The following is a 13,214-nucleotide window of genomic DNA, read 5'->3' as shown; positions in this document are numbered from 1 at the left end:
GGTTTAGACTGCGCCCCTTGATCCCAATCTTGTCGTGGAAATGATGAATATCCCCAGCTCCGAAATGATAATGCGTTGGTTGCAACAGGCTCGAATCGAGCACTATGTCTGCGACCAGTGTCACGGTATCCACATTGTCTCTTTGCAGTCGGTCGATGGTATTCAGGAGAGCCGGATCTTCGTGGAAGAGGAAGGCCTGCTGTTCTCCTCCGAGCTGGAAGTGCGCCCCTCCGCAATGCTGCCGCTGGTTGCCGAACTGGGCCGACTCAATATGCAGTACCCCTCCCTCAAGGTGTTTCTCGATATCATCGATGACAACCTGCCGCGGCTGGTGGTCGGCCACACCGTCTTTACCAAGGCCGGACTCAGCGTCGAGCAGTTCCTGCTGTTCGTGCAAAGCACCATCGCTGCCACCCACGAACTGGTTGCCGAATGCGAACGTTCCGGCTTCCTCAACCTGCCGGAAATCCAGGTTGCACCGGAATCTGTGCATTAAGTGTTCGAACGGTTCGCCAGGTGAAAAAAGCCGTTGACGCGGGCGGGGCTTTCCCCTAAATTACGCCCCGTTCCAGCGCAACAGCGCAGCGAACATCGTGTTGGCTGAACACGTTAAACCACAGACCAAAATTTGGTGAGGTGTCCGAGTGGCTGAAGGAGCACGCCTGGAAAGTGTGTATACGGCAACGTATCGAGGGTTCGAATCCCTCCCTCACCGCCACATTGCAAAGCCCTGATGGAAACATCAGGGCTTTTTGCTATCTGGGTTTTTTGCGGGCGCTGTGGGCAAGCCGATGGCGATGGGCGGCGGGCTCGGGTATAGTCCTGCGCCAATGGCGTTATCCTGTTTTGCTGACCCGTCGTGGCCTTGGTGGTGGCGAGGGCAGGCCCGTGTAAGGAGTGTTATGAAGTTCAGTCCCCTGCTCGATGAGATGATGAAAGCCCTGCAGGTATTGCCGGGGGTGGGGCCCAAGTCTGCCCAGCGGATGGCCTTTACCCTGCTCGAGCGTGAGCGCAGCGGCGGTTTGCGGCTGGCCCAGCTGCTCTCTCGCGCCCTGACCGAGATTGGCCACTGCAGCCACTGCCGCACCTTTACCGAGAACGACCGCTGCGATATCTGCGCCAATCCCAAGCGGGAAGAGAATGGCCTGCTCTGCGTGGTGGAGAGCCCGGCGGACGTGGCGGCCATCGAGCAGACCGGCCAGTTCTCCGGTCGCTACTTTGTGCTGATGGGTCATCTGTCGCCGCTGGACGGCATCGGCCCGGAGGAGCTGGGGCTCGATATTCTCGAGCGCCGGTTGAAGGAAGAGCACATCAGCGAACTGATCCTCGCCACCAATCCCACCATCGAGGGGGATGCCACCGCCTGGTATATCGCCGACATGGCCCGTGCGGCCGGGGTGGAGGTGAGCCGCATCGCCCACGGGGTGCCGGTGGGGGGCGAGCTGGAACTGGTGGATGGCACTACGCTTTCCCACTCCCTGATGGGGCGCCAGCGCCTCAAGTAAGGGGCGGGTGGCGGTAAGTCGCGAAAAACTGAACATAAAATCGGCGGTTACACGCCAACAGGGGGCGAATGAGCAGGATTGCACATTCGCCCCCTTGATATTTGGATCGCTGTCCCCATCTAGGTTGGGCATATGTTCAACCCGATGTTTCTGAGGATTGGTCCATGACCCAAAGTGTTCATGCCGAAACCCACGGCTTTCAGACTGAAGTCAAACAACTGCTGAGCCTGATGGCTCACAGCCTCTACTCCAACAAAGAAGTATTCCTGCGCGAGCTGATCTCCAACGCCTCCGATGCGGCGGACAAGCTGCGCTTCAAGGCGCTTTCCGATGCCTCTTTGTTCGAAAACGACGGCCAGTTGCGTGTGCGTCTGGTGGTGGACAAAGAGAAGCGTACCCTGACCATCTCCGATAACGGGATCGGTATGACCCGTGATCAGGTGATTGAGCATCTGGGTACCATCGCCAAGTCCGGCACCGCAGAATTCTTCAAAAACCTCTCCGGCGATCAGGGCAAGGATTCTCAGCTGATCGGTCAGTTCGGGGTCGGTTTCTACTCCGCCTTTATCGTGGCCGACAAGGTGACCGTGGTCTCCCGCGCCGCCGGTACTGCTCCGGAGCAGGGCGTACAGTGGGAATCGGAAGGGGAAGGCTCCTTCACCGTCGCTGACGTAACCAAAGCTGGTCGCGGTACCGACGTCATCCTGCACCTGCGTGCCGAAGAGGACGAGTTCCTCGACGACTGGCGTCTGCGCTCCGTGGTGGGCAAATATTCCGACCACATCAGCGTACCGGTCGAGATGTTCAAAGAGGGTACCCCGGATCGGGAAGAGGATGGCGAGACCATCGTCGGCACCCCGGGCGAGTGGGAGCAGGTCAACCGCGCCACGGCACTTTGGACCCGCAACCCGAAAGATATCAAGGACGAGGAGTATCAGGAGTTCTACAAGCACGTTGCTCACGACTTTGAAGATCCGCTGCTCTGGGGTCACAACCGGGTGGAAGGGGCGCAGGAGTACACCAGCCTGCTCTACGTACCGGCCCGCGCACCGTTCGACCTCTACAACCGCGAGCAGAAGCACGGTCTGAAGCTCTATGTGCAGCGCGTCTTCATCATGGATGACGCCGAGCAGTTTATGCCGACCTACCTGCGCTTCGTCAAAGGGGTGCTGGACTCCAACGATCTGCCGCTCAACGTCAGCCGCGAGATCCTGCAGGACAACAAGGTGACTGCCTCTCTGCGCAAGGCTTGCTCAAAGCGCGTGCTGACCATGCTCTCCAAGCTGGCGAAAGACGATGCCGAGAAGTACGCCAAGTTCTGGAAAGAGTTCGGTAACGTGCTCAAAGAGGGCCCGGCCGAGGATTACGCCAACCGCGAAGAGATCGCCAAGCTCCTGCGTTTTGCCAGCACCGCTGGCGAGGGCGAAGCCCAGACCGTCTCTCTCGAGGATTACGTTGGTCGCATGAAGGAAGGCCAGCAGAAGATCTACTACATCACTGCTGACTCCTATGCCGCTGCCAAGAACAGCCCGCACCTCGAGATCTTCCGCAAGAAGGGTGTCGAAGTGCTGCTGATGTGGGAGCGCGTGGACGAGTGGCTGATGAGCCACCTGACCGAGTTCGACGGCAAGCAGCTTATCTCCGTCACCCGTGGCGAACTGGATCTCGGCGATCTGGAAGACGAAGCCTCCAAGCAGGCCCAGGAAGAGGCCGAAAAGGCCAACGCCGGTCTGGTGGAGCGGGTCAAGAAGAGCCTGGGCGATGCAGTGAAAGAGGTGCGGGTCACCCACCGTCTGACCGACTCCCCCTCATGCATCGTCACCGACGCCTACGGTATGAGCACCCAGATGATCAAGCTGATGCGCGCGGCCGGCCAGCCGGTACCGGAGCAGAAGTACATTCTGGAGCTCAACCCTGACCATGCGCTGGTGAAGAAACTCGACACCATTGAAGACGAGGCACTGTTCGGTGAGTGGGTCACCCTGCTGCACGAACAGGCCCAGCTGGCCGAGCAGGGCGGACTGAACGATCCGGCGAGCTTCGTCTCCCGTATCAACCGTCTGCTGCTGCAAGCCTAAGCAGCAACGCCGGTAACAGAAAGCCCACTGCATGCAGTGGGCTTTTTTGATCCCGCCGTGTGAGCTCGGCAAAACACAGCGGTGAGGGAGGTGGCCAGCGCCTCTCTATTTGCGGTATTCGTTGTTGTAGTTCTGGATGAGACGGCGAGTCACCTCATGCTGGGGATCGGCAAACACTTTAAGGGTCTTGCCGCGCTCCACCACCCGACCTTCGTGCATCACCAGCACTTCGTCGCTGATATGGCTGACGATGCCCAGATCGTTGGCTACCAGCACATAGCTCAGTCCCATGGTCTCCTGCATCTCCAGCAGCAGGTTGATGATCTGGGAGCGTACCGAGATATCCAGGGTGGAGAGCGCCTCATCGGCCACCACGATCTTGGGGTTGAGGATCAGTGCCCGCGCCAGCGCCACCCGCTGCTGCTGACCGGAGGAGAGCATCTGCGGATAGAACAGGGCGTGATCCGGCAGCATCCCCACCATACGCAGGGTCTGCACCACCTTCTCACGGCGCTCCTCTTCAGTCATCTCGGTGTTGAGGCGCAGTGGGGTTTCCAGGATCTGGCCGACCCGGATCTTGCGGTTCAGCGAGGTGTTGGGATCCTGAAAAATCATCCGCAGCAGTTTGCAGCGAGTCTGGTAATCGCCATGCACCATCAGTTGGCCGTCGATGGCGATGTCGCCGCTGGTGGGTTCGATCATGCCAGCCAGAATGCGGGCGAGGGTACTCTTGCCGGAGCCTGCCTCGCCGACGATGGCGAGGGTCTGGCCCACTTCGAGGTCGAACGAGAGGGGCTTGATCGCCTCCACAGCCTGACGACGGAACAGACCGGTGCGGTTCTGGTAGGTTTTGCTAAGGCCTCTGACCTGCAACAGGGATGGCTCGATCACAAGCGGGGCTCCTTCATGGGGGCATTAACGGTCATCATTTTTTTGGCTCCTCCATGTTCAGCGGGAAGTGACAGCTGAACTGATGGCCCTTGATCTTGTTCATCAGGGGGGTCTGCACGCACTGCTTCTGGGCGTAGGGGCAGCGCGGCCCCAGACGGCAACCGATGGGCAGGTGTTGCAGCGGCGGGATGACGCCGGGCAATGTCTCTAGGCGCGACTTGTGGCGCACCAGCTTGTCAAAGTCGGGGATCGATTTGAGCAGCGCATCGGTGTAGGGGTGATGCGGGGTCTCGAGGATCTGCTCCCGTGTGCCCACTTCCACCATCTGGCCGCAGTACATCACGTTGATGGTATCGGTCAGGTTGGCGATGGCGGCGATATCGTTACTGATGATCAGGATGGTGGTATTGCCCAGCTTGTTCATCTTGTCCAGCAGTCGCAGGATCTGGGAGTGGGTGGTGGACTCCATGGCGCTGGTGGGCTCGTCGGCTACCAGCAGACGCGGCTGGTTGGCAATGGCCATGGCGATCATCACCTTCTGGCACATGCCATCCGACAGCTCGTGGGGATAGGCGCGCATCACCTTGCGGTGATCCTTGACGCCTACCCGGTGCAGCAGGGCGATGGCCTTTTTCTTGCGCCACTGGAAGCGCTGCCAGAATTGTCCCTCGAACGAATCGGTCGGGATCGCCTCTTCCAGCTGGGTGCCGATCTCCTCGGAGGGGTCGAGACAGCTGATGGGGTCCTGGAAGATCATGGCGATCTCGCGGCCCATGATGCGACGGCGCTCCTTGGGTGCCATGGTCAGCAGATCCATGTCGTTGAAACGCATCCGGTCGGCACGAACCGTCCAGTTGTCTTTCTCGATGCCGACGATCACCTTGGCGATCAGACTTTTTCCGGAGCCGGATTCACCCACCAGACCGCGGATCTCCCCCTCGGTCAGGGTCAGGCTCACCTTGTCCACCGCCTTGACCTTGCCTTGCGGGGTGTCGATCTCGATGGTGAGATTGCGAATATCGAGCAGCGGCATCAGTCATTCCCCTCTTTGAGTGCTTCACGAATGCCTTCACCAACTAAATTGGTCACCAGCACGCTGAACAGGATGGCGATGCCGGGCAGGGTGACGGTCCATGGGGCGAGATAGATAAGGTCGCTCGAATCGGCCAGCATGGTGCCCCACTCCGGTTGGGGAGATTGGGCGCCGAGGCCAAGAAAACCGACCGCCGAGATATCGAGAATGGCCGCCGACAAGGTGCGGGTGGTCTGGGCCACCAGGGTTTCGACGATGTTGGGCAAAATAGCCAGCCGCATGATCCGGAAGGGAGGCGAGCCATCGAGGCGGCTGGCGGTGATGTACTCCTTCTGCATCTCGGCATGCACTGCGTTATAGGTGGCCCGGATAAAGGGCGGGATCAAAGCGAGCGTAATGGCAATCAGGGTATTGCCAAAACCCGGCCCCATGATGGCGACCATGATGATGGCCATCAGCAGGGAGGGGATGGAGAGCAGGGTATCGAGCAGGTGGTGCAGCACGCTCGATTTAAGCCCCTTGCTCATCCCGCCGAGGATACCGATGGCGGAGCCCACCACCATGGCGATCACCACCACGACCAGCGCATAGCCGAAGGTGAGGCGCGCCCCCACTACCAGCCGGGAGAGCATGTCGCGCCCCAGATCGTCGGTGCCGAGGAAGTAGTCGATGTTGCCGGTTGCCGCCCAGGAGGGGGCGAGCAGCAGCTTGTCGGTGTGCTGTTCATCGATGCCGTAGGGGACGACCAGCGGCCCCACCAGCGTGATGAGCAGCAACAGCAAAAAGCACCAAAGCCCTGCCATCGCCAGCGGATTGCGGCTGTAGGAGGCCCACGTCTGCTCAAGGGGCGAGAGGATCTTGAGCTCGGGATAGATGTTCGATTTATCTTGCATAGGATACCTGGCTCCTGGTCACGCCATGAGCGCGTTCAATCTTGTTTGGCATACAACTCTTTGCGCCGTGCCGGATAGATAAGGGTGGTCAGCAACTCGGTGCTGACGCTGGTCAGGATCACGAAACTGGCCACCACCAGGGTCGCGCCGCGAATGGCGGCGTAATCCTGCAGGGCGATGCTGCTGATGAGCCAGCGGCCGATCCCGTGCCACTCGAACACCACCTCGGTGATCATGGCGGAGGTGAGCACGCTACCCAGTTGCAGACCCAGCAGCGGCAGTACCGGCGGCAGGGCGTTCTTCAGACCATGGCGCCAAACGATCTGCGCCTTGGAAAGGCCCCGGCTCGCCGCCGCCTTGATGTAGTTCTGCTTCATCACGTCGATGAGGGAGCTGCGCACATGGCGGATCACCTCGGTAGTGGGCACCACCGCCAGCACCAGTGACGGAAGGATCAGGTGGCGCAGGGCATCATGCAGCGCCGCTTGCCGCCAGGGCTCGTTGCTGAGCAGCACATCGAGCACCGCGATGCCGGTTATGGGGGGCACGTCGTAGAGCAGGCTGATCTGCCCGGAGGCTGGCAACCAGCCGAGATCCAGCGAAAAGAGCATCACTACCAGCAGTGCCAGCCAGAACACCGGCACCGCATAGCCGATAAGACCGGCAGTCATGATGGAGAGATCCAGCGTCTTTCCCTGGGACAGGGCCGCCAGGGTGCCGAGGGGAATGCCCACCAGCAGCGAGATGGCGAACGCCGCCAGACAGAGGATCAGGGTTGCCGGGAAGTAGTGGCGGATCTCGTCCAGCACCGGCAGCCCGGAGACGCTGGAGAGCCCCAGGTCACCTGCGAAAATGCGGCGCAGGAAGTCGGGATAGCCGCTCCAGAAGCTGAGCTGATGGCCGATCAGCCGATAGTCCAGCAGATAGGCGACAAAGGTCAGCGCCAGCAGGGTGATAAGCAGCAGGTTGATGCGGCGCAAGGTGTATAGAAGCATGCTTACTCCCTGTGAGCCTGGTTGAAGGAGGTGCCGCCAAAGGGCATCAGCGTCAGCCCCTCGATGTCGCTGCGGCTGACCTGGGTACGCAAGGCGTGCGCCAGCGGGATCAGCGGCAGCTGTTCGTTGAGCAGGGTCTGGGCATAGTAGTAGTTACGCAGCCGGAACGAGAGCTGGGGCGTGGTGACCGCATCATCCAGCAACTGATCGAAGGCCGGGCTACACCAGCGGCTGTAGTTGTTGCCGCGCTCCACTGCCGAGCAGCTCAGCAGCTGGCGGAAGAAGTTGTCCGGATCGGCGTTATCGGCAATCCAGCCGGAGAGCAGACTGTCGTACTGCCCCTTGGTGAGGCGGCCTTCGATCACCGGCCACTCCCGTTGCACGATCTTGAGCTTGATCCCGACCTTGGCCAGATCGCTGCGGATCAGCTGGGCGGTCTTGACCGCATCCGGGTTGTAGGGGCGGGCGTCCGGTTGCACCAGCACCTGCATCTCGAACCCTTTCTCCAGACCCGCCTCCTTGAGCAGCTGGCGCGCCCGTTTCAGATCGGGTTTGCGCTCGGGCAGGCTGGGGTTGTACCCCCATGAGAGAGTCGGCAGCAGGCTGTTGGCGGGCAGGCCGGTATCGAAATAGACCGCCTGCAACAGGTTGTCGATGTTGATGGCGCTGGCAATGGCCTGACGCACCTTGACGTTGTTGAACGGCGGCTTGCGGGTATTGAGGGCCAAAAAGGCGACGTTCATCCCCGACTGGACCGAGAGGCTCAGCGCCGGATTTTGCTTGATCACCGAGAGCTGGCTGGCGGAAGGGGTGCTCATCACGTCGCACTCGCCGGTCAGCAGCTTGGCCAGCCGTTTGGCGGATTTGGGGGTGATGTCGTAGACCAGCTGTTCAATCTTGGCATCGCCACCCCAGTAGCCGGGATGGCGCAGATAGCGAATGAACTCGTTGTGGCGATACTCCTTGAAGCTGAACGGCCCGGTGCCGATGGGGCGGCTATCCAGCAGGGCTGGCGTGCCCGCCTGCAACATCTGCTCGGCGTATTCGGCGGAGAGGATCACCGCATAGTCGCTGGCCAGAGTGGCGAGGAAGGAGGCGTTCGGCTGGTTCAGCTCGAACACTACCGTCTGCGGCCCCTTCTTGCTCACCCGCTTGATCAGCAGATCTTGCCCCAGGCTGTAGAAGTAGGGGTAATCGCCCCCGGACACATTGTGATAGGGGTGCTGCTCGTCCAGCTGGCGGGCATAGGTGAAGACCACGTCATCGGCATTGAAAGTGCGGGTGGGCTTGAACCAGGGGGTATGGTGAAACGTCACCCCCTTGCGCAGGGTCAGGGTATAGGTGAGGCCATCCTCGCTGACATGCCAGTTGGTGGCGAGCGCTGGTTCCAGCGCCAGGGTGTTGGGGTTCACCTCCAGCAGGCGGTCGTAGAGCGGACGGGCACTGGCATCCAGTGTCACCCCGGAGTTGGAAACATGGGGATTGAAGGAGAGGGGGGATCCCTCAGCACAATAGATGAGTCCGGTTTTGGAGGCCTCGGGTTGCTTCTGGCAGCCGGTGACCAGCACCAGCAGACCCAGCAGCAAGGGTGTGAGCATTCTCATTGTTGAACCATGTTCTTATAGGGGTTTTGTACGCACGTTTTGATACAAATGTGCCAGCGCGAAGGCTGGCGTGTTGCTGGAGTCGGCATCAACCGCGCTCCTTCATTCTTGTTCTGCATCGTTATCGCCATCCAGCAGCTGATATTTGCGTAGCATGCCACGGAACTGGTGATAGCTTAAGGCCAGCAGTTGAGCGGCTTTGCGCTGATTATACTGGGATTGCTGCATCGCTTGCTTGAGTAAATTAATCTCGTACTCCGCCACCGCCTGCTTGAGATCGAGCGGCAAGGCGAGGGGGGATGCAGATTGTACCTCGCTTCGGTCCTCTTGCGCAGGTTGCGTGACCTGTGGTCGCCAGGGGGAATCAAACGGGTTGAGCACCAGGGTCGAGAGCGGCAGCTGGGGATTGCCCTGACGATAGATGCTGCGCTCCACCACGTTCTTCAGCTCTCTCACATTGCCCGGCCAGTGGTAATCCAGCAGCAACTGGGTCGCCTTGCGCGAGAAACCGGCAAACAGCGGATAGCCCAGCTCCCGGGTCATGCTGTGGGCGAAGTGCTCCGCCAGCATCAGGATATCTTCCCGCCGCTCCCGCAAGGGGGGGAGGGTGATCACATCAAACGCGAGCCGGTCGAGCAGATCGTGGCGAAACTGCCCCTTGTCGGCCAACGCAGGGAGATCCTCGTTGGTGGCGCAGACCAGTCGCACATCCACCTTGAGGGGCTTGGCCCCACCCACCCGCTCGAACTCGCCATACTCGATGACTCGCAGCAGCTTCTCCTGCACCCGGGCGCTGGTGGTGGCCAGCTCGTCAAGGAACAGGGTGCCGTCATCGGCCCGCTCGAAGCGGCCCTGATGGCGCTTGGCCGCGCCTGTAAACGATCCCGCTTCGTGACCGAACAGCTCGGTTTCCAGCAGGCTCTCGCTCAGGGTGGCGCAGTTGATGGTGACAAAGCTTTGATCCCAGCGCGCCGAGAGATAATGTAGGCGGTGGGCGATCAGCTCCTTGCCCGTCCCCCGCTCACCGATGATCAGCACGGGTTTGCGCAGCGGGGCGAGCCGTGAGGCCTGCTCAATGATCTCGAGAAATGCGTTGGATTCCCCCAGCAGGCTTTCCGTGGCCGTGGTCATAGTGATCCCTGTCAGTTGTAAAAGCTGGTCAATCTTACCAAAAGTTGGTGATTTTAATCATCTCTTGCGCGAGACATCTTGCAATTCGGCTATTCTGCCCCATATAAATCAACAAGTTAAATTTTGTTCCAGATTGGCACACAAGTTGCCATTGTCAATGGAGAAACAACGCCATGCCAGCCATGCCAATAACAGGAGTGCAATCATGAGTATTTTTTCCCGTCTGGCCGACATCATCAATTCCAACCTGACGGCCCTGCTCGACAAGGCAGAAGATCCCCAGAAGATGGTGCGCCTGATCATCCAGGAGATGGAGGACGAGCTGGTCAAGGAGCGCTCCAATCTGGCTCGCTTCCTCGCCAGCCAGAAAGAGATTGGCCGTCAGGTCGCCCGTCATCAGGAGCGGGTCGACGAGTGGCAAGCCAAGGCCGAGCTGGCCCTGACCAAAGGGCGTGAAGATCTGGCCCGCGCCGCCCTTATCGAGAAGAAGAAACAGACCGAGTTGTCAGAGACCCTCTACCGCGAGCAGCAGGCGGTAGACAGCGGTATCGAGAAGCTGGGTGAGGAGATCCGCCAGCTCGAAGCCAAGCTGGAAGATGCCCGCGCCCGTCAAAAGGCGATGGCCATTCGCACTGAAGCGGCCAGCAGCCGTCTCAATGTGCAGAGCCAGGTAGCCCGTGGCGAGAGCCAGGCGGTGGTGAGCAAGTTTGAGCGGATGGAGCGTCGCATCGACGAAATGGAAGCGCGCGCCGATCTGGGTCAGTCCGACAAGGCGCTGGCGCAGCAGTTTGCCGAGCTGGAAGTGGACGATCAGATAAGCCGCGAGTTGGAAGCCATGCGCCAGAAGCTGGGTCAGGGCGACAGCAAAAGCGAAGGCAAACAGGGGGAGTAACAGATGGAAGATCTGCTGGGCGTATTGATGGTTCCCATGGTGGTCTTCATGGTGGTGGTGGCTCCCATCTGGCTGGTGCTGCACTATCGTGCCAAGGGGCGGATTGGCGCCGGTCTTGCCGATAGCGAGCGGGAACAGCTGCAAGGGCTGCTGGCTCGCACCGAGAAGATGCAGGAGCGAGTAGGGGCGCTGGAGTCGATTCTGGATGCGGAAGTACCCGGTTGGAGAAACAAGGTATGAGCAGTGTCAGTCGTGAAGGGCGTAACCTTTATCGCGATCCCCAGCGTGGCAAGATAGCCGGGATCTGTGCCGGTTTGGCTGAGTATTTCGGGGTGGAGACCTGGATCGTGCGGCTGCTCGCCATCAGTGGCCTTATCTTCGCCGGTTTTATTACCTTCACCGCCTATATCGCTGCCTGGTTCTTGCTCGATAAAAAGCCGGTCACACTCTATTCGCAAGAGGATGCCGACTTTGCCGAGGTGCGGATGAAAGCGCGCAGCTGGCAGGCGGGGATCACCCCTCATCAGGCGCTGGGCCGTATCGCGCAGGAACTTGACGCGCTGGAGCCCAGAGTTCAGCGGATCGAGAAGCTGGTGACCTCCAGGGAGTTCACCCTGCAGCGGGAATTTCGCAAGCTGTAGTTCTTGCTGAAGCCCCCATGTCGATGGCGGCGCCTCCCGTGATGCGCCACCATCGACACCAGCTATCCAGATGCAACCACCAAGGGAGAACGGGTCAAGCCTTGATACTCAATAAACTGGAACAGAAGTTGACTCGCCTGCAACACAAGGCGAATGACGTGGTGAACCGGGTGCGGGATCGCCATATTCGGCTGGCGGTGACCGGCCTCTCTCGCAGCGGTAAAACCGCCTTTATCACGGCGCTGGTCAACCAGCTGGAACACGCGGCCATCGATGGCCGTTTGCCGTTGTGGGATGCCCTGCGTCAAGGGCGCATCCTCGGCGCCCGCCGGGTGCCGCAGCTCAATGCCCACATCCCCACCTTTGCCTACGAGCGTGGCCTCGACTCCCTGTTTGGCGATCCACCTGCCTGGCCCGAGCCCACCCGCGGCGTGGCCGAGGTGCGCCTCGAAATCCGCTATCGCACCCGTCACCCTCTGCGCAAGCATCTGGGGGAGATCTCCACCCTCTACGTGGATCTGGTGGACTACCCCGGGGAGTGGCTGCTCGACTTGCCGCTCCTTGAGATGAGCTACGAGCAGTGGAGCGAACAGGTGCGCGAGCAGCTTCGTCGCCCAGAGCTGCAGGCTCTTGCCGCCAGCTGGCTGACACCCGGGTGGCAGGTCGATCAGCGCTTCGAAGAGCGGCCGGTGGCTGAGCTTGCCGAGCGCTACACCGCCTATCTGCATGCCTGCAAACAGGAGCTGGGATTGCACCTTATTCAACCCGGTCGCTTCGTGTTGCCGGGGGAGTATGCCGGTGCCCCCATGCTGCAATTTGTCCCCTGGGTGTGGGAGATGCCTGACAGCGAGCCCGCCGATGGTACCCTCTACGCCACTCTCAGGCAGCGCTTCGAGCAGTACAAACAGCATCTGGTGCAGGGTTTTTATGAGCAGCACTTTGCCGGCTTTGATCGCCAGATCGTGCTGGTGGATTGCCTGCAGCCTCTCAACGCCGGGGCGGCCAGCTTTGGCGACATGCAGCAGGCCATCGCCCGCATCATGGAGAGCTTTGCCTACGGCAAGAGCAACTGGTGGCGGCGACTCTTCTCGCCCCGTATCGACAAGCTGCTGTTTGTGGCGAGCAAGGCCGATCACGTCACCCCCGAACAGCATGCGCCCATGGTCTCCCTGCTCCAGCATCTGGTACGCAGCGGCCGCGGTCAGGCCCGTTTTGAGGGGATCACCACCGAGTGTCTGGCGCTCGCCGCCATCAAGGCGACCGAGGTGGGCAAGGGGGTGGCCAATGGCCGCGAGTTCCCCGCCATCCGTGGCACCAGCCTGAGCGGTGAGCCGCTGCTGCTGTTCCCCGGGGAGGTGCCGCCCCATATTCCACCCGCGCAGTGGTGGAACAATCAGGGCTTTGATTTTCAGGCGTTTCGCCCCATGCCCATGAGCCCCCATCAGGCGCTGCCCCATATCCGGCTCGATGCGGCGCTGGAGTTTCTGCTCGGGGATCACCTCGAATAACGGTGTGCGGTCTTGGCACCTGAGCCGAAGGCTGCGCACAGGA

13 protein-coding genes and 1 tRNA gene are annotated in these 13,214 nt (G+C 60.6%); 8 read left to right on the top strand and 6 right to left on the bottom strand.

From position 1 onward, the window contains the following. The first annotated feature begins 40 nt into the window (after positions 1–40). The 4 genes from OKC43_RS01050 (at position 41) to htpG (ending at position 3,583) form a co-directional block, all read left to right on the top strand. A complete protein-coding gene (locus OKC43_RS01050; protein ID WP_005337119.1) occupies positions 41–496 on the top strand; it encodes a YbjN domain-containing protein in 456 nt (151 codons plus the stop codon). Between the two features lie 134 nt (positions 497–630). Then, positions 631–718 (top strand) — tRNA-Ser (locus OKC43_RS01045). A gap of 184 nt (positions 719–902) precedes the next feature. Further along, positions 903–1,505 carry a recombination mediator RecR gene (recR, locus tag OKC43_RS01040; protein ID WP_019444931.1) on the top strand — a complete coding sequence of 201 codons (603 nt, stop codon included), beginning with the start codon at positions 903–905 and terminating at the stop codon, positions 1,503–1,505. Between the two features lie 164 nt (positions 1,506–1,669). Then, positions 1,670–3,583 carry a molecular chaperone HtpG gene (htpG, locus tag OKC43_RS01035; RefSeq protein WP_040097518.1) on the top strand — a complete coding sequence of 638 codons (1,914 nt, stop codon included), beginning with the start codon at positions 1,670–1,672 and terminating at the stop codon, positions 3,581–3,583. A gap of 105 nt (positions 3,584–3,688) precedes the next feature. On the opposite strand, the gene OKC43_RS01030 is transcribed toward htpG, so the two are convergent. The 6 genes from OKC43_RS01030 to pspF form a co-directional block, all read right to left on the bottom strand. Beyond that, entirely contained in the window at positions 3,689–4,474 is a 786-nt protein-coding gene (locus OKC43_RS01030) for a peptide ABC transporter ATP-binding protein (RefSeq protein ID WP_005333681.1), read from the bottom strand. A gap of 34 nt (positions 4,475–4,508) precedes the next feature. Beyond that, positions 4,509–5,507: a peptide ABC transporter ATP-binding protein gene (locus OKC43_RS01025; RefSeq protein WP_005333679.1), complete on the bottom strand. Its 999-nt coding sequence runs from the start codon at positions 5,505–5,507 to the stop codon at positions 4,509–4,511. Continuing rightward, a complete protein-coding gene (locus OKC43_RS01020; protein ID WP_005333677.1) occupies positions 5,507–6,400 on the bottom strand; it encodes an ABC transporter permease subunit in 894 nt (297 codons plus the stop codon). Before OKC43_RS01020 ends, OKC43_RS01025 begins: the two co-directional genes overlap by 1 nt. A 35-nt stretch (positions 6,401–6,435) precedes the next feature. Then, positions 6,436–7,395 carry an ABC transporter permease gene (locus OKC43_RS01015; RefSeq protein ID WP_129503868.1) on the bottom strand — a complete coding sequence of 320 codons (960 nt, stop codon included), beginning with the start codon at positions 7,393–7,395 and terminating at the stop codon, positions 6,436–6,438. A 2-nt stretch (positions 7,396–7,397) separates the two neighbouring features. Next, positions 7,398–8,993 (bottom strand): ABC transporter substrate-binding protein SapA, encoded by a 1,596-nt coding sequence (gene sapA / locus OKC43_RS01010; RefSeq protein ID WP_041202111.1) that lies wholly within the window; start codon positions 8,991–8,993, stop codon positions 7,398–7,400. A 108-nt stretch (positions 8,994–9,101) separates the two neighbouring features. Beyond that, positions 9,102–10,130: a phage shock protein operon transcriptional activator gene (pspF, locus tag OKC43_RS01005; RefSeq protein WP_270803715.1), complete on the bottom strand. Its 1,029-nt coding sequence runs from the start codon at positions 10,128–10,130 to the stop codon at positions 9,102–9,104. Between the two features lie 205 nt (positions 10,131–10,335). On the opposite strand from pspF, the gene pspA reads away from it, so the two are divergent. The 4 genes from pspA (at position 10,336) to OKC43_RS00985 (ending at position 13,171) form a co-directional block, all read left to right on the top strand. Next, complete coding sequence (pspA, locus tag OKC43_RS01000; protein WP_005361184.1) at positions 10,336–11,022, top strand: phage shock protein PspA; 687 nt, start codon at positions 10,336–10,338, stop codon at positions 11,020–11,022. 3 nt (positions 11,023–11,025) lie between these two features. Continuing rightward, on the top strand, positions 11,026–11,262 hold the full coding sequence (gene pspB / locus OKC43_RS00995; protein WP_005333672.1) for an envelope stress response membrane protein PspB: 237 nt from the start codon (positions 11,026–11,028) through the stop codon (positions 11,260–11,262). Continuing rightward, positions 11,259–11,663 carry an envelope stress response membrane protein PspC gene (pspC, locus tag OKC43_RS00990; protein WP_005333670.1) on the top strand — a complete coding sequence of 135 codons (405 nt, stop codon included), beginning with the start codon at positions 11,259–11,261 and terminating at the stop codon, positions 11,661–11,663. The genes pspB and pspC overlap by 4 nt, the downstream gene beginning before the upstream one ends. 101 nt (positions 11,664–11,764) lie before the next feature. After that, positions 11,765–13,171, top strand: a complete 1,407-nt coding sequence (locus OKC43_RS00985; RefSeq protein ID WP_164979951.1) for a YcjX family protein — start codon at positions 11,765–11,767, stop codon at positions 13,169–13,171. Positions 13,172–13,214: the final 43 nt, after the last annotated feature.

The organism is Aeromonas sp. Y289-2, assembly GCF_027705925.1.
GTDB lineage: Bacteria > Pseudomonadota > Gammaproteobacteria > Enterobacterales > Aeromonadaceae > Aeromonas > Aeromonas veronii.
This window is presented reverse-complemented; position numbering and strand designations above follow the sequence as displayed.

Bases quoted from the DNA above. Each gene is read 5' to 3' on its own strand.
- pspB (WP_005333672.1), top strand. From the start codon at position 11,026: ATGGAAGATCTGCTGGGCGTATTGATGGTTCCCATGGTGGTCTTCATG.
- OKC43_RS01050 (WP_005337119.1), top strand. From the start codon at position 41: ATGATGAATATCCCCAGCTCCGAAATGATAATGCGTTGGTTGCAACAG.
- pspF (WP_270803715.1), bottom strand. From the start codon at position 10,130: ATGACCACGGCCACGGAAAGCCTGCTGGGGGAATCCAACGCATTTCTC.
- OKC43_RS01025 (WP_005333679.1), bottom strand. From the start codon at position 5,507: ATGCCGCTGCTCGATATTCGCAATCTCACCATCGAGATCGACACCCCG.
- sapA (WP_041202111.1), bottom strand. From the start codon at position 8,993: ATGCTCACACCCTTGCTGCTGGGTCTGCTGGTGCTGGTCACCGGCTGC.
- OKC43_RS01020 (WP_005333677.1), bottom strand. From the start codon at position 6,400: ATGCAAGATAAATCGAACATCTATCCCGAGCTCAAGATCCTCTCGCCC.
- pspC (WP_005333670.1), top strand. From the start codon at position 11,259: ATGAGCAGTGTCAGTCGTGAAGGGCGTAACCTTTATCGCGATCCCCAG.
- OKC43_RS01015 (WP_129503868.1), bottom strand. From the start codon at position 7,395: ATGCTTCTATACACCTTGCGCCGCATCAACCTGCTGCTTATCACCCTG.
- recR (WP_019444931.1), top strand. From the start codon at position 903: ATGAAGTTCAGTCCCCTGCTCGATGAGATGATGAAAGCCCTGCAGGTA.
- htpG (WP_040097518.1), top strand. From the start codon at position 1,670: ATGACCCAAAGTGTTCATGCCGAAACCCACGGCTTTCAGACTGAAGTC.
- pspA (WP_005361184.1), top strand. From the start codon at position 10,336: ATGAGTATTTTTTCCCGTCTGGCCGACATCATCAATTCCAACCTGACG.